Origin of the sequence: Roseicyclus sp. (assembly GCF_018402035.1) — a bacterium.
GTDB lineage: Bacteria > Pseudomonadota > Alphaproteobacteria > Rhodobacterales > Rhodobacteraceae > Roseicyclus.
In genome coordinates, this window is sequence record NZ_JAGYJN010000001.1 from 692,038 (window position 1) to 707,982 (window position 15,945).

Below are 15,945 nucleotides of genomic sequence, written 5' to 3' on the forward strand. Positions count from 1 at the left end.
CCAGTAACGCCTAGCGTTTAGGTCAGCGGCGCGGGCGGGGCAAGGGGGCGGCAAGGCGCGCACGGGCTTTGTGTTTCGGCGAGATATTGCCCAAATCAGCTTGAAATTGATCCCCCTGTTGCCGGCATATGGTCCGCACGGGCACCAACGCGCGTCGGCAACAAGGCAAGAGGCTGTGCGCCAGATGTGGAAATCGCTGAAAACTGCCAGTGCGGTGGCGCTTACCTTGATGCTGCTTGCAAGCTGCATCGGGGGCGAGAGCTATAGCACGCGCGGCCTGAACGCGGACAGCTTTCCCATGCGCTGGGATCACGTACCGCAAGCCGATGCATGGGAGGTCGCGGGTCTTGCGGCCCTCGACAGCCATGCTGCAATTCTGCCCGACATCGTTCCAGCCGATATTGACCGCTGGTGCCCCGCCTATCCGGACGCAAATGAGGCGCAGCGCAGCGCCTTTTGGCTGGGGCTGATGTCATCGCTTGCACGCCATGAAAGCACATGGAACGAGGCGGCGGTGGGTGGCGGCGGGCGCTGGTTTGGCCTGATGCAGATCAGCCCGACGACCGCGCGCAACTTTGGCTGTCAGGCAAGCAGCGCTCAGGCGCTTCTCGATGGTGGGGCCAATGTCAGCTGTGCCTTGCGGATCTGGGCCGAGACCGTACCGCGTGACGGGGTAATCGCCGAAGGTCGCAAAGGCATCGCCGCCGATTGGGGGCCGTTTCATCCCAGCCAAGCGCATAAAGCTGAAGATATCCGCACATGGGTGCGTGCGCAGCCCTATTGCCAAGGCTGACACGATGCGCGATGGGCAGGCATGCGCGCTTGCAAGCCCGGTCCCATGCAGCAGATGACATCGCCCTTCCCCGATCTTGCGCGAACCGACCAAGCCAAAGGCCGGATCGCCGCCCTTGATCTGGCGCGCGCGGGCGCGTTGATCGCCATGGCGGTGTTTCACCTCGTCTTCGACCTCGCATTGTTTGGCTTCATCGCACAAAATACCCCGGCGCAACCGGGCTGGCGCTGGTTTGCCTATCTGACAGCGGGCAGCTTTTTGTTCCTTGCAGGCGTCAGCCTATGGCTTGCGCATGGCGATACGATCCGCTGGAAGGCGTTCTTGCGGCGATGGGTGATGCTCATCGCCGCCGCCTGCGCAATCACCATTGCGACCATGATCGCCATGCCCGATGCTTTCATCTTTTTCGGAATTTTGCATGCGATCGCTCTGGCAAGCCTTTTGGGGTTGGCCGCACGCCGCTTGCCGGCGCTGGCGCTCATCACGCTGGCAATTGCGGTGATCTGGTTGCCGCAGGCCATGCGCTTTGCGCTTTTCGACCCGACTTGGCTATGGTGGACGGGGCTACAGGCGACGGGCATCCGCTCGGTCGATTATGTGCCGCTATTCCCGTGGTTTGGGCCGTTTCTATTGGGGCTTGCCTGCGCCAAGCTGATGACCCGCGCGGGGCTATGGGATAGGCTGGCGCGCTGGCCTGCGCCAAGGGGCGCTTGGCCCCTGCTTTGGGCAGGGCGCAACAGCTTGGTCATTTACCTCATCCACCAGCCCATCTTGATCGCGCTGGTCTGGGGGGCGGCGCAATTGCGCCCCTGACCCCTTCAACCGACGTCAGCCCGGCCTGCCCGTTCAGCCCGCGCGCATCCGCCCCACCATCTCGGCCAGATCGCGGCTCAAGCCCGGCTGGGCCGCGATCCGGTCAAGAACAGCGAGGATCATCGCTTGGCGATCCACATCATAGCGCCGCCATGTCTCAAACGCGCTCGACATGCGCGCCGCCGTCTGCGGGTTGCGCGCATCAAGCTTGATCAACCAATCCGCGACAAAGCTGTAGCCCGCGCCCGATGGGTCATGAAACCCCGCCGGATTGGCCGCCGTCAGCCCACCGATCACCGCGCGAAAGCGGTTGGGATTGGTCCAGTCAAAAAGTGGATGTTCCGTCAAGCGCCGGGCCACGGCCACCGCATCACCCGGTGCGGCATGGCTGATTTGCGCCATGAACCATTTATCCATCACCAGACGGTCATCTTTCCAGCGGTCATGAAAGCGCCCTGCAATCTCCGCATCACCGATATCCAGCAGTGCGCCGAAAGCTGCGATCTCATCGGTCATGTTGTTGGCCGTATCATAGTGGGACTGCGCACGCGCAGACCCTTCCGAGAGCGTCAACAGATGCAGCGCCGCATTACGCAGCGCGCGCTGTGCCGCCTGCGCGGCATCGGGGCGATAGATTGGGCCGGGGTCCATCGCGTCGTAAAGCTGCGCCAAGACCGGGCCAAGTGCTTCGGCCATCGCAGTTTGCAGATTGCGGCGCGTGGTATGGATCACCACAGGGTCAGGCACGATCCCCGCGTCATGGGCGGCCTGCGCGATATCATCCTCAGATGGCAGGGCAAGGGCCAGGGCGCGAAAGGCGGGATCAAGGCTTTCATCCGCCAAAAGCCGCCCCATCGCTGCGAAGAGTTCGAGATCAGGGGCGCCACCCAAAACCATGCCAAGCACCGTCTCGCGCATCAGGTTGCGCCCTGCTTCCCAGCGGTTGAACGGGTCGGTGTCATGGGCCAAAAGCACCAGCCTATCGGCGCGCGACAAGGGTGCCTCCAAGATCACCGGGGCGGAGAACCCGCGCAGCAACGAAGGGATCACGCGCTCGGGCAGCGGTCGGCCTGCCTCTGCGGCCAATGCGGCCAGATCGAAGGGGATCACCACCATGGCCTGATCCAACACCACCAACGTCTCGGGCAAGAGCTCAGCACCTGTCTGATCCAAAAGGCCCAGCGCCACGGGGATCACCATGGGCGATTTCTGCGGCTGGTCCGGTGTGGCTGGCACCACTTGGCTGAGCGTCAGGTGCATCTGCCCATCGGCCATGACCCATGCCGCCGACAGGCGCGGTGTGCCTGCTTGGGAATACCACAGCTTGAATTGCGACAGATCGCGCCCCGTCACCTCGGAAAAGACCGCCAGCCAATCCTCGATCGTGCAGGCCTGCCCGTCGTGGCGGGCAAAATAAAGGTCCAGCGCCGCGCGATAGGCCTGTGCGCCGACAAGACGGTGCAGCATGCCGATCACCTCGGCCCCTTTTTCATAGACGGTCGCGGTGTAGAAATTATTGATCTCGGCATAGGCCTCGGGGCGGACATTATGGGCCAATGGCCCCGCATCCTCGCGGAACTGGCGCGCGCGCAGCTGCAGCACATCTGAAATCCGCTGCACTGGGGCCGAGCGTTCATCGGCGCTGAACTGCTGGTCGCGAAACACCGTCAGCCCCTCTTTCAAACAGAGCTGAAACCAATCGCGACAGGTCACACGGTTGCCTGTCCAATTGTGGAAATACTCATGCGCCACGATGCTTTCGATGAATTCGTAATCGCGGTCGGTCGCGGTCTCGGGGCTGGCCAGCACGAATTTCGCGTTGAAGATGTTAAGGCCCTTGTTCTCCATCGCGCCCATGTTGAAATCATCAACCGCCACAATGTTGAACACATCCAGATCATAGGCGCGCCCATAGACCGCCTCATCCCATGCCATCGACCGCTTGAGCGCATCCATCGCATAGGCGCATTTGCCCTCGTCACCCGGCCGCACCCAGATGTTGAGCGCAACGTCCCGCCCCTCTGTCGTGGTAAAGCGGTCGGCATGGGCCACCAGATCACCCGCCACCAGCGCGAATAGATAGGCGGGCTTGGGCCAAGGATCATGCCATTCGGCCCAGCCCGCGCCTTGGCCCACCGGGTTGCCGTTTGACAACAAGACCGGCAGATCGCTTTCGATCCGCACATCGAAAGGTGCCATCACATCGGGGCGGTCGGGGTAGAAGGTGATCTTGCGAAACCCCTCTGCCTCGCATTGGGTGCAGAACATGCCTTTTGACAGGTAAAGCCCCTCCAGCGCGGTATTGCCCTCGGGGTCGATGGCGACCTCCGCCTCCCAAGTGAAGGCATCGCCGGGCAGACGCGCAGCCGCCACCCGCAAACCCGCCTGCGTAACAAGGTAATCCCCCGCCCCAAGCGCCACCCCGTCGATAGCCGCCCCGATCAGGCGCAACCCTTCGCCATCGAGCACCAGATCGCCCCCCGCCCCGGCGGGATTGGCCCGAAACCGGATGCGTGAGATCACCCGCGTCCCCTTGGGTGCGAGGCGAAAGGTCAGATGCACATGATCGACCAGATAGGCAGGCGGGCGATAATCGGCCAAATGGATCTGTTGCGGGGTGCTGGGCTGCATCACGGCTCCTTGCGGCATGGCAAAGCCCCACGCTAGGCGCGTGGCCCGCTGCGTGCAAGCGCCCCCCCTTTGACGGATACGCTATCCCCGCTATCTGAGCCCTCATGGCGCAAGATGTTCTTGTTTGGTTCAAGCGCGATCTGCGGATCGCCGATAACCCCGTGCTGGCCCAAGCTGCCGCAAGGGGCGGGCGTGTTTTGCCGCTTTTCATCGCCGAGCCTGCGGCATGGGCGCAAGCCGATGCCAGCGCGCGGCAATGGGATTTCCTCGCTGAAAGCCTCGGCGCATTGCGTCAGGACTTGGCAGCACTTGGTGCGACGCTGATCCTGCGCATCGGCCCGGCGCAAGAGGTGTTGGAAAACCTGTGCCGCGAGACGGGTATCAAGCTGATCCTCAGCCACCAAGAAACCGGCAATGGCTGGAGTTTCGCCCGCGACCGCGCGGTGGCAGCTTGGGCGCGCAGCGCAGGCATCACATGGCAAAACATCCCACAGCCCGGCGTCATCCGTGGGCTTTCCAACCGCGACGGATGGGCCGCAAAGCGCGATGGTGCGATGCGCGCCCCGGTGCCGCCCGCGCCCCGCGCCTTGCGCGGCTTTGCGCTTGATCCCGGCCCCATCCCTGATGCACGCGCGCTTGGCCTTGCCCCAGATCCCTGCCCCGGTCGCCAACACGGGGGGCGCGCGGCGGGACAATCACTGCTCACCAGCTTCCTTGATGGTCGGGGAACAGATTATCGCCGCGCCATGTCATCGCCGCTGCAGGCCGCGACCGCCTGTTCGCGCCTCTCGCCGCATCTGGCATGGGGCACGCTGGGCGCCCGCGAGATCATCGCCCATCTTGCCCAGACCGCCCCCCACCCCATCGGCGCGGCCAATCTGCAAAGCTTTACCGCCCGCCTCGCGTGGCGCGACCATTTCATGCAAAAGCTCGAAGATCAGCCGGGGCTAGAGTTCACCTGCCTGCACTCAGCCTATGCCGATCTGCGCCCCAAAACACCCGACAAAGCCTTGCTGGCTGCGTGGGAAAAGGGCGAAACCGGCATCCCCTTTGTCGATGCTTGCATGCGCTCACTCATCGCGACGGGCTGGCTTAACTTTCGCATGCGCGCCATGCTTGTCTCTTTCGCCAGCTACCATCTCTGGCTCGATTGGCGGGCAACGGGCCAGATCCTCGCGCGCCGCTTCACCGATTACGAACCGGGCATCCATTGGCCACAGATGCAGATGCAATCGGGCACCACCGGCATGAACACGCCGCGCATCTACAACCCGGTGAAACAAGGCCATGACCAAGACCCAACAGGCAGCTTCACACGCCGCTGGTGCCCCGAACTGCGCGATCTGCCTGATACCCATCTGCACAGCCCTTGGACATGGCCCGGCGCAGACGCGCTTTTAGACAAAACCTATCCCGCGCCGATCATCGATATCGCCGCCGCCGCACGCCATGCTCGCACAGTGATCTGGCAGATGCGCCAGCGCCACGGCTTTCATGCCGAGGCCGCAACCCTCATCACCCGCCATGCCAGCCGCAAATCCAAAGATTTCGTCAATGACCGCGCCCCCAAACCGCGCCGCCGCCCGCAAACCGCGCCGGGTCAACTCAGCTTCGATCTTTAGCCCATCTTTGCTTTCCAAATACTCCGGGGGTACGGGGGCAGCGCCCCCGCTGGACCGCGTCCGACGACGCACTAACTCCACCCGCATGGCCCGTATGCGCAAGAAATCCGATCTGCCCCAGAAAACCTGCCTGACCTGCAATCGCCCTTTCGTGTGGCGTAAAAAGTGGGAAAAGGTCTGGGAGGACGTGCGCTATTGTTCGCATCGTTGCCGCGACACCCGCAGCACGAAGGCGCCGCCACAGGCATCCTAGCGGGCTTTCGCCAACCGCCCGGTTTCGGTGAAATTTTCTGACCAAACCCTGTTGCCGATCGGAAACTTTTTCCTTAATCCGAGCGGCAAGCTCCCGGTATGCTTTGGGATACCGGGCCAGACATCTGACCGAGGGGAAAGCGTGATGGCAAGCACTGTGAAACGTGAAAAACTGCAAGTGGCCACGACATTAGCAGATTTCATCGAAACGCGCGCCCTGCCCGGAACGGGCGTCGCAGCCGATCATTTCTGGGCCGGATTCTCGGCGCTGCTGCATGATCTGACGCCGCGCAACAAGGCGCTCTTGGACAAGCGCAAAGCCCTTCAAGACAAGATCGATGGCTGGCATATCGCCCATCGCGGCCAACCTCATGATGGCGAGGCCTATCAGGATTTCCTGCGCGACATCGGCTACCTCCTGCCCGAGGGCGAGGCTTTTTCCATCGACACCAGCAATGTCGACCCCGAGATCGCGACCGTCGCAGGGCCTCAGCTGGTCGTGCCGATCACCAATGCGCGCTTCGCGCTGAACGCCGCCAATGCCCGCTGGGGCAGCCTTTATGATGCGTTTTACGGCACCGACGCGATGGGCAGCCAGCCCAAGCCCGGCCCCTATGACCGGGGGCGCGGGGCGCGCGTCGTGGCGCGCGCGCGGGTTTTCCTCGATCAGGCCTTCCCGATCGAGGGCCATAGCCATGCCGATGCGCGTCGCTACTATGTTGATCGTGGCCAGCTGTTGATCGATGACAAGCCTTTGGAAAACCCTGCGAAATTCGCGGGCTTTGCCGGTCACCCCAAAGCGCCCGAGCGGGTCTTGCTGGTCAATAACGGGCTGCATGTCGAATTGGTCTTTGACCGCACCCATCCCATCGGGTCGCGCGATCAGGCGGGCTTGGCCGATGTCCGGATGGAGGCTGCGGTCAGCGCGATCATGGATTGCGAGGATTCGGTGGCCTGCGTCGATGCCGAGGACAAGGTGCAGGCCTATGGCAACTGGCTAGGGCTGATGCAGGGCGATCTGACCGAGAGTTTTGAGAAGGGCGGCCATAGCATGACCCGCGCGCTTGCGCCTGATCTGGATTACACCGCTCCCGATGGCAGCGCGCTGCACGTCAAAGGCCGCGCGCTGATGCTGGTCAGGAATGTGGGCCATCTGATGACCAACCCCGCGATCCATCTGGCCGATGGCAGCGAGGTCTATGAGGGTCTGATGGACGCCATGATCACCGTGCTGATCGCGATGCATGACCTGAAAAAGGATAGCGGCCTGCGCAACAGCCATGCGGGTTCGGTCTATGTGGTCAAACCCAAGATGCATGGCCCCGAAGAAGTGGGTTTCGCCGACGAGACCTTTACAAAGGTCGAGGAGGTGTTGGGCCTGCCGCGCTACACGGTCAAGCTGGGCGTCATGGACGAAGAGCGCCGCACATCCGTGAACCTCAAGGAATGTATCCGCGCAGCCAAGCACCGCGTGGCCTTCATCAACACCGGCTTTCTCGATCGCACCGGCGACGAAATCCACACCTCGATGGAGGCAGGCCCCTTTAGCCGCAAGGATTTCATCAAGCGCAAAAGCTGGATCGCGGCCTATGAGAACCAGAATGTCGATATCGGCCTCGAATGCGGCCTGCGCGGGCGCGCGCAGATCGGCAAAGGCATGTGGGCCAAGCCCGATGCCATGGCCGAGATGCTCGAAGTCAAGATCGAACATCCCCGCGCGGGTGCGAATTGCGCATGGGTTCCCTCGCCCACGGCGGCCACGCTGCATGCGCTGCATTACCATCAGGTCAATGTGTCCGCAGTGCAAGAAAAGCTGCTGGCCGGTGGGCGTCGCGCCTATGTCAGTGCGCTGCTCGACATTCCCATGGCCAGCTACCAGCGCTGGAGCGCGGCGCAGATCACCCGCGAGGTCGAGAATAACGCCCAAGGCATCTTGGGCTATGTGGTGCGCTGGATCGATGCGGGCGTTGGCTGTTCAAAAGTGCCAGATATCAACGACGTGGCCTTGATGGAGGATCGCGCGACCTGTCGCATCTCGGCCCAGCATATCGCCAATTGGCTGCATCACGGTGTGGTCAGCGAGATGCAGGTGATGGAGATCATGCGCCGCATGGCCGCCGTGGTTGACCGCCAGAACGTGGCCGATCCGACCTATGTGCCGATGGCACCCGGGTTCAACGGCATCGCCTTTGCCGCCGCCTGTGATCTGGTCTTCAAGGGCCGCGTGCAGCCATCGGGATACACCGAACCGGTGCTTCATGCACGCCGGTTGGAACTCAAGGCCGCCTAGCGCGCGGGCTGGCCTGCGGTTTTTTGCGGGTTTTTTCCGTAATCAAGCTATAACCTTCCTCCAAACAAGGGACTGCACGCTCAAGCGGGGCGCGCAGCGAAGGGAGGGAATATCATGCTTGCACGGATCTTGGTGCCCGTTGGTGGCGACGCCATGGGGAAATCAGCCTTGGCGCATGCCGCCGCACTCGCGCATCGGCACAAGGCGCATATCGTGGTCGCGCATTGCCGCGCGCGCCCCGAAGATATGGTGCCACATGGCATCCCCCTGCCCAGTTTCGCGCGCGACACGATCTTGTCACAAGCAGCCCAGCTTGCCGATCAAGAAGAAAACGCGCTGCGCGACGCGCTGCATATGATGGCAGGCACACTCGATCTGGCGGAAACCGACCAACCCGATGGCAGCAGTGCCAGCGTGCAATTCGTCGAAGAATTTGGCCGCACGCCCGATATTGTCAAACATAACGGGCGCTTGGCCGATCTGGTCATCGTCGAAAAGCCGCAGCGCGACCGCAATCTTGGCATCAGCGCGCTCAAGGCGGCGCTGTTTCAGACCGGACGCCCGGTGCTGATGTGCCCGCCCGGCGTCACAAGTGCGGCTGATTTCGGGGCCAAGGTCACGGTTGGCTGGAATGGCTCACTTGAGGCGGCGCGCGCTGTGGCTTTGACCCTTGATCTGGCAACACGCGCCGATCAGGTGATGATCCTTGCGGTTGGGCAAGGCGAGGCGCATGGTGCCTCGGCCGAGGAGTTGCAAGATTACTATCGGCTGCGCGGCATCGCGGCCCAGATTACCCATTTCGAGGCGCGCAATCCCGGCCTCGCCCTGCTCGAAAAATCCGAAGAATTGGGTGCCGGTCTGTTGATCATGGGGGCCTATGGTCAAAGTCATGAGCGCGAAACCCTCTTTGGTGGCAACACGCAGTCCGTTGTCGACAAAGCAAAATTACCGATTGTGATGGCCCATTGAAATTTAATTTCAAAGCGAAATAAAATAATTCTTGAAGTGTAACTTAAGTAATATAGTTACCTCCCCATCGACGCGACGCGCGGCCAACCGGCCCGCGTCGCAGTTCCGAACAAGGAGGATGTTTGATGTCGATGACGAAACGTGCACTTTTGCTGCTGTCCTGTGCCGGACTGCTTGCAACGACACCGATGGCGGCATTGGCACAAGAATGGGAGCCGCGCCGCCCGATCGATTTCGTGATCATGGCGGGCCCCGGCGGCGGCGCTGACCAGATTGCAAGGTTCATTCAATCGGTCGCCGAAAAGCATGACATGACCACGCGGCCCTTGGTGCCCAACAACAAGGGTGGCGGCTCGGGTGCCGAGGCGCTGATCCATGTCAGCGGTGCCTCCGATCCTGATCATACGATCCTTGTGACCCTGAATTCCTTTTTCACCACACCGCTGCGCCAAGCCAATCTTGGCATCGACATCCAGACCTTCACGCCTGTGGCGATGATGGGTGTCGATCCCTTCGCGTTGTGGGTCCATCGCGAGTCGGGCATCACCGATTTCGAAGGGTTCCTGACACAGGTTCGTGCGATGAATGGCGAATATGTCATGGGCGGAACGGGTGTCGGCCAAGAAGATTCAATCGTCATCGCCTTCATGTCAGCCGCTTACGGCCTTGATGTCAAATACATCCCCTATGATGGCGGTGGTGCGGTTGCCCGCGATCTGGCCGGCCAACAGATCATGGCGACCGTCAACAACCCCTCCGAGGCCAAGGGCTTTTACGAGGCGGGTGATTTCGTGCCGCTTCTGGCCTTCTCGGATGAGCGTATTCCAGCCTATCCGGATGTGCCCACCATTCGTGAGCTTGGGCAAGATTTCTCTTACTATAACCAGCGTGCCGTTGTCGGCGCACCGGGCATGTCCGAAGGCGCGGCCGCATACTACCAAGATCTGTTCACCAAGATCTATGAGACCGAGGAATGGCAGGGTTATCTTACATCCGAAAGCATGTCGCCTTTGTGGATGAACGCCGACGAACAGCGCGCCTATTGGGGCACGCAAGTTGAAAGTCACCGCGCACTGCTGGCAGAGCTCGACGGCTAAGGCGACGGGCAACCGCGCCCCTAACGACGAGAAGACAACATGCGCTACGGCGAAATACTAACTGCCGGGGTGTTGGCGCTCTTTTCCATCTATCTGATGGTCAAGAGCGCCGAATTGCCCATCGGCTTCATTCGCGGCCAAGGGCCGGGCGGTGGTGCCTGGCCCTTCTGGCTCTCGGGCATCATGCTGATTTGCTGCGCGATGATCGCGCTGAACTGGTGGCGGCGCACCAGCCCGCCCTCGCAATCGGATGAGCCTTTTCTTGACGGCCATGGCTGGCGCACCATCGGATTAGTGGGTGGCGGCCTGATCGGGTTTATCGTGCTGATCGAGATCATTTCGATGTACGGCGCGATTGCTGTTTTTCTGTTTTATTACCTTTGGTTCCTTGGAAGGCATTCGCTGAGGCTGAGCTTGATCCTTTCGTTGAGCACCCCGCTCCTGTTCTTCTTTTTCTTCGAAGGCATGATGCGGATCACCATGCCCACGGGCATGTCGTTCACCGACCCGGTGTTCGATTTCCTTTATGACATCATCTACTAGGCGCATCGCATCATGGAAATTCTAGGCCTTCTTGGGGATGGCATGCTGATTGCGCTGCAACCCCTGAACCTTTTGTTGATCTTTGCGGGTGTGACCGTCGGGCTGTTCATCGGCGCGATGCCGGGGCTTGGTTCGGTCAATGGCGTGGCGATCTTGTTGCCGATCACGTTTCTGGTGCCACCCAGCGGTGCAATCATCTTTCTGGCCGCGATCTATTACGGCGCGATGTATGGCGGTGCGATTTCTTCGGTGACGCTAGGTATACCCGGCGCGTCCACGGCGGTGGCCACGACCTTTGATGGGCGCCCCTTGGCCATGAAGGGGCGCGCAAGCCTTGCCTTGGTGACGGCGGCCATTGCCTCCTTCATCGGGGGGTCGGTCGCTAATATCATCTTTACCGGTTTCGCCCCCGTGCTGGCCAGCGTGGCGCTGTCCTTTGGCCCGCCCGAGATTTTTGCCCTGATGCTCTTGGCCTTTGCGACCTTTGTGGGCTTAGGTAGCGATGATATTCCAAAAACTATCTTCTCGATCTGTCTGGGCCTTGTGCTGGGCGCGATTGGTTTTGACCAGATTTCCGGCGCGCCGCGCCTTGTGCTGTTCGACATCAACGCCTTCTTGCAAGGGATCGGCTTTTTGGTGCTGGCCATCGGGGTTTACGGCATCGGCGAGATGCTTTGGACCATCGAACAGACCCGTGGCGAGGTTGAGAATAATACCCCCAAGATGACCGCGCGCGGCATGGCGTCCGACGCGGGCGAGGCCATACGCGAAGGGTGGAAAGGCACCGCCATCGGCTCTTTCTTGGGCTTTTTCGTCGGCATCCTGCCCGCCGCCGGGGCAACACCTGCCTCGCTCATGGCTTACGGCGTGGCCAAGATGACATCGCGCAAGCCCGAGCAATTCGGGCGCGGCAGTGTCGACGGGATTGCCGCACCCGAGGCGGCCAATAACTCGGCCTCGACCGGGTCGATGTTGCCGATGCTGACACTAGGGATACCCGGATCGCCCACAACCGCGATCTTGCTGGGTGGCATGGTGATCTGGGGGCTGGTGCCCGGCCCACGGCTTTTCGTGGACGAGTCAGAATTCGTCTGGGGCCTGATCGGGTCGTTCTATATCTCGAACATGGCGGCGCTCTTCATCAACCTCGCCTTCATCCCGGTCTTTATCTGGATGCTGCGGATGCCCTTTACCATTCTGGCACCGATGATTTTCGTGCTCTCGATCGTCGGCGGCTATGCCGCGACACGTGACATGTTCGATATCTGGCTGATCTTGATCTTTGGCTTTGGGGCCTTGGTGCTACGGCGCTTGGATTACCCACTGGCCCCCGCCGTGCTGGCCATCGTGCTTGGCCCCATCGCGGAGCCTACCTTGCGCCAATCGCTGCTGTTGTCCTCGGGCGATCCGATGATCTTTTTCACCCGGCCTGTTGCAGGGCCGATCACGATCATCGCGATCATCTTGATCTTGCTGCCCGCGCTCAAGCTTTTGCGGCGCAAAAAACCAGCGGCGGTCATCGGGGAATAGAGTTGTTAAATGGTGGCCGGGCAACCGGCCACCACGCGCGATCAGGCCGCGTTCAGCCCAAGGATGGCGCGCGCTTGTGCAGCGGTGGCAACAGGGCGCGCGTAGCGGTCGCAAAGCTCGACCACCCGCCGCACAAGGGCGGCGTTAGAGGGGGCCAATGTATCGCGGTCGATACGGATGTTATCCTCAAGGCCCGTGCGGCAATGCCCGCCCGATGCCACGCACCATTCATTCACCTCGATCTGATGACGCCCGATGCCCGCCGCGCACCATTGCGCGTCAGGGGCCAGTCGGCCCAGCGTTTCGACGAAAAAGTCGAAACTGCGCTTGTCAGCGGGCATGGCATTTTTCACACCCATCACGAATTGCACATAAAGCGGCCCCTTGAGGCGACCATCGGCCTGCATCTTTGCGGCTTGAAAAATATGACTAAGATCAAAGGCTTCTATCTCTGGCTTCACCTTGTACTTTAACATTTCAGAGGCCAGCCAATCCACCAGATCGGGGCTGTTCTCATAGACCCGCGTGGGGAAATTGTTCGACCCCACGGTGAGCGAGGCCATATCAGGTGCCAAGGACAACATGCCCCCCCGTTCGCGCCCAGCGCCAGACCGGCCACCGGTCGAGAACTGCAAGATCATGCCCGGGCAATGCTTTTCCAGCGCCTCTTTCAGCCGTGCGAACCGCTCTGGATCGGCGGTTGGGGTCTGATCCTCCATCCGCACATGGGCATGCACAATCGAGGCGCCCGCCTCATAGGCTTCATGGGTGCTTTCCACCTGTTCCGAGATCGTGGTGGGGACCGCTGGGTTGTCTTCCTTGCGCGGCACCGAGCCGGTGATCGCAACGCAGATGATGCAGGGGTTCGTCATGTTCTTGCCTCCCTCAAGCCAATGGGCAAGCTGTCGCTTGAACGCGCCGCAAGGTCAAGCGCGGCTGCGGGGTCAGAGAAAGCCGCGCACCAAAGCGGCGACATCAACCCGTGCGCCAAGCCGTGTCGCCAAAAGGTAAAGCCCCCCAATCTTGCGCTGCAAAAATAGGGTCTCAGCCGGTGGAAGATGCCATAATTCACGCTCGCCGCCGATCTCCATCCCCCGCGCGCGCAAACGGTCCGCGAAATCATTGCCGTCAAAATCGAAAGGCTCTGGCCCGCGCAGCACCCCAAAGCCCATCTCCGCCATATCAAGGATCGCGGCGTGATGGCGCGCGTCGAGATCAGGCTTGATAAAGCCGATCCGCGTCAAAGCGGCCAGAACACCGGCGCGGTCATCGGCCAGCCCCGCGCGCAAGAGGACGCGATAGGCCGCCGAAACCTCTGCTGAAATCTCGCGCGTGGCACCGAAGTCGAGCAGCACGATCTGCCCCGTTTCGGGGTTCCAGCGGTAATTGGCAAAATTCGGATCGGTCTGCATCACGCGAAAGCTGAACAACTCATGCAAGCATAGTTCGATCAGCGCGCTGACGGCTGCATCACGGATCGCGGGCGTTTCCTTGGCCAAGGCTTCGATTGGTTCAGACGGGACAAAGCGCATCGCCAAGGCGCTGGAGCGGCTGCGCAGCGCGTCGCGCGCGGGCACGATGAAGCGCTTGTCATCTGCCAAAAGGGCGCTGAAACGGTCAAGCGCCGCCCCCTCGCGGTCATAGTCGGCCTCTTCATGCAACTGCTGGCGCGCCTCGGCCAGAAGCGGCGCGATGTCCAACTCGCGTGGCCAAAGCCCTGACCAGCGGATCAGCGCCGCCACATTGTCCAGATCGCTATCAATCGCATCGCGCACACCGGGGTATTGCAGTTTCACCGCCAAGGCCCGCCCATCGGGCGTCAGCGCGCGATGCACCTGCCCGATCGAGGCGGCGGCTAGCGGCCTTGTGTCAAAGCTGCGGAAAAGCGTGCGGAAATCAGCGCCGTAGCTGTCGGTCAGTACTTGCTTCAACTGCGCGGGCGGCATGATGTGGGCACCTGCCCGCAGGCGGGCAAGGATCGCCTCCAACTCGGGCGACAAGAAGCCGCCCGTTTCCATCGACAAAAGCTGGCCCAGCTTCATCGCCGCACCGCGCATTTCTGACAGCCGCGCGGTCAGACGACCGATATTTCCGGGTGTCATGACCAGATCGGACAGGCGCGGCCGCTGCCCCTTGAGCAGCGCTGCCGCACCCGAAAGCGCGATCCCGCCCACCAGCCCGGTGGCAAGCCCACCCATATGTTGCGCACGCGCAAATCGGCCCGATGGCACGGCACGCATGGGAAGATCGGGGGTATCTGTCATCGGCCTGCCTTGTGCGGATTATCTGATTACTCAGATAGCGCAGCTTTGGCGCGGCTCAATCGGGGCGTGGCACCCTGTCGTTCTGGCGGCGGCGAAACCCGCCGGGTGGGCGGTCATCAGCCCGCCGCCGATGCATGACCGGCACGGCGATATTCGCCTCGATAGGGGGGCTGCCATGAAACGCAAACCGCCCACGCCCGGCGCGTTTTGCAGCGTAAAGTGCTGCATCGGCATCGGCCAAGAGTTGGTCAAGGCTGGGGCGCTGCCCATATGCGCGGACCGAAGCGATCCCGATGGAGGCAGAGATCGTGCACATCTGGCCCCGATAGCTGATCGGCACCTCGCATGCGCTGATCAAGCGCTTTGCGATCCGGCCCAGATCGTCGGGCGCGGCACAATCGCGGAACAAGACGATGAACTCATCGCCCCCCACGCGCGCGGCCATATCGCCCAGCCGCAAGTGTTGGCGGAGCACATCGCCGACACGTTCGAGCACCGCGTCACCGGCGGCATGGCCCAAGCTGTCATTGACCCGTTTGAACAGGTCGAGATCGATTTGCATCAGGCCAAAATCATCGCTGTAATCGGCTAAGGCGCGCGTAATCTCGCCGTCCATCGCGCGGCGATTGGCCAAGCCGGTCAAGGGATCGGTCATCGCCTGCGCCTGCGCCTCGGCGCGGGCATTTTGCAAACGTGCGGTCAAATGCTGTGACAGGGCGGTTGTGGCGCTATTGGCCTCGTGCAGATACAAAAGCTCGATGGTTTGATCACAGGGTGAGAAATCGCTGAGCGTCAGCCCAAAGGCCGTGACCGCCCGCGCAAACGACAGCCCCAGCGACAGATCAAGCATCACCCCCGCCCCATCAGGCAAGGCCACCGCCGCCCCGCGCAGCGGCAACTCCGGCGCATGGCGCAAGACCAGCCCAAGGCGCTGACCCGACATGGCGCGCAACCCCTCCACGCTGTCGACAGGGCCGGGATGGCGGATTGTGAAAAGCGCAAAGGCCGCTTGCCCATGCAGATCGCCCTGCCCCATCATCTTGGTCAAGGTGGGGCCAGCGCGCACCACCTGCGCATCCGCGCCAATCCACAGATGCATCGGCAAGAGCCGATCCAGCGCATCGCCAAATCGCTCAAACAT

At 61.8% G+C, this 15,945-nt stretch carries 13 protein-coding genes; 9 read left to right on the forward strand and 4 right to left on the reverse strand.

Annotated features, from left to right (window positions below; all coding sequences use genetic code 11):
- Window positions 1-184 precede the first annotated feature (184 nt).
- Window positions 185-793, forward strand: a complete 609-nt coding sequence (locus tag KG698_RS03320; RefSeq protein ID WP_213684300.1) for a transglycosylase SLT domain-containing protein — start codon at window positions 185-187, stop codon at window positions 791-793.
- A 45-nt stretch (window positions 794-838) separates the two neighbouring features.
- The gene (locus KG698_RS03325) at window positions 839-1,606 is read left to right on the forward strand and encodes a DUF1624 domain-containing protein (RefSeq protein ID WP_213684112.1); all 768 of its coding nucleotides are present in this window, start codon (window positions 839-841) and stop codon (window positions 1,604-1,606) included.
- Between the two features lie 33 nt (window positions 1,607-1,639).
- Here KG698_RS03325 and pepN read toward each other — a convergent pair whose 3' ends face one another.
- Complete coding sequence (pepN, locus tag KG698_RS03330; RefSeq protein WP_213684113.1) at window positions 1,640-4,237, reverse strand: aminopeptidase N; 2,598 nt, start codon at window positions 4,235-4,237, stop codon at window positions 1,640-1,642.
- A gap of 104 nt (window positions 4,238-4,341) precedes the next feature.
- Between pepN and KG698_RS03335 the strand changes: the two genes are divergently transcribed.
- From KG698_RS03335 to KG698_RS03365, 7 genes are all read left to right on the forward strand, one after another.
- Window positions 4,342-5,859, forward strand: a complete 1,518-nt coding sequence (locus tag KG698_RS03335; protein ID WP_213684114.1) for a deoxyribodipyrimidine photo-lyase — start codon at window positions 4,342-4,344, stop codon at window positions 5,857-5,859.
- Between the two features lie 85 nt (window positions 5,860-5,944).
- Complete coding sequence (locus KG698_RS03340) at window positions 5,945-6,112, forward strand: DUF2256 domain-containing protein (RefSeq protein WP_213684115.1); 168 nt, start codon at window positions 5,945-5,947, stop codon at window positions 6,110-6,112.
- Between the two features lie 144 nt (window positions 6,113-6,256).
- A complete protein-coding gene (locus tag KG698_RS03345) occupies window positions 6,257-8,401 on the forward strand; it encodes a malate synthase G (protein ID WP_213684116.1) in 2,145 nt (714 codons plus the stop codon).
- Window positions 8,402-8,515: 114 nt separating this feature from the next.
- Window positions 8,516-9,370: a universal stress protein gene (locus KG698_RS03350; RefSeq protein WP_213684117.1), complete on the forward strand. Its 855-nt coding sequence runs from the start codon at window positions 8,516-8,518 to the stop codon at window positions 9,368-9,370.
- A 125-nt stretch (window positions 9,371-9,495) separates the two neighbouring features.
- A complete protein-coding gene (locus KG698_RS03355) occupies window positions 9,496-10,467 on the forward strand; it encodes a tripartite tricarboxylate transporter substrate binding protein (RefSeq protein WP_213684118.1) in 972 nt (323 codons plus the stop codon).
- Window positions 10,468-10,506: 39 nt separating this feature from the next.
- Window positions 10,507-11,010: a tripartite tricarboxylate transporter TctB family protein gene (locus tag KG698_RS03360; RefSeq protein WP_213684119.1), complete on the forward strand. Its 504-nt coding sequence runs from the start codon at window positions 10,507-10,509 to the stop codon at window positions 11,008-11,010.
- A 12-nt stretch (window positions 11,011-11,022) separates the two neighbouring features.
- Window positions 11,023-12,540: a tripartite tricarboxylate transporter permease gene (locus tag KG698_RS03365; RefSeq protein ID WP_213684120.1), complete on the forward strand. Its 1,518-nt coding sequence runs from the start codon at window positions 11,023-11,025 to the stop codon at window positions 12,538-12,540.
- Between the two features lie 41 nt (window positions 12,541-12,581).
- Here the strand turns inward: KG698_RS03365 and KG698_RS03370 are convergent, their stop codons facing one another.
- From KG698_RS03370 to KG698_RS03380, 3 genes are all read right to left on the reverse strand, one after another.
- Entirely contained in the window at window positions 12,582-13,412 is an 831-nt protein-coding gene (locus KG698_RS03370; RefSeq protein WP_213684121.1) for a 3-keto-5-aminohexanoate cleavage protein, read from the reverse strand.
- Between the two features lie 72 nt (window positions 13,413-13,484).
- Complete coding sequence (locus KG698_RS03375; protein WP_213684122.1) at window positions 13,485-14,804, reverse strand: AarF/ABC1/UbiB kinase family protein; 1,320 nt, start codon at window positions 14,802-14,804, stop codon at window positions 13,485-13,487.
- Window positions 14,805-14,859: 55 nt separating this feature from the next.
- Window positions 14,860-15,945 carry a diguanylate cyclase gene (locus KG698_RS03380; RefSeq protein ID WP_213684123.1) on the reverse strand — a complete coding sequence of 362 codons (1,086 nt, stop codon included), beginning with the start codon at window positions 15,943-15,945 and terminating at the stop codon, window positions 14,860-14,862.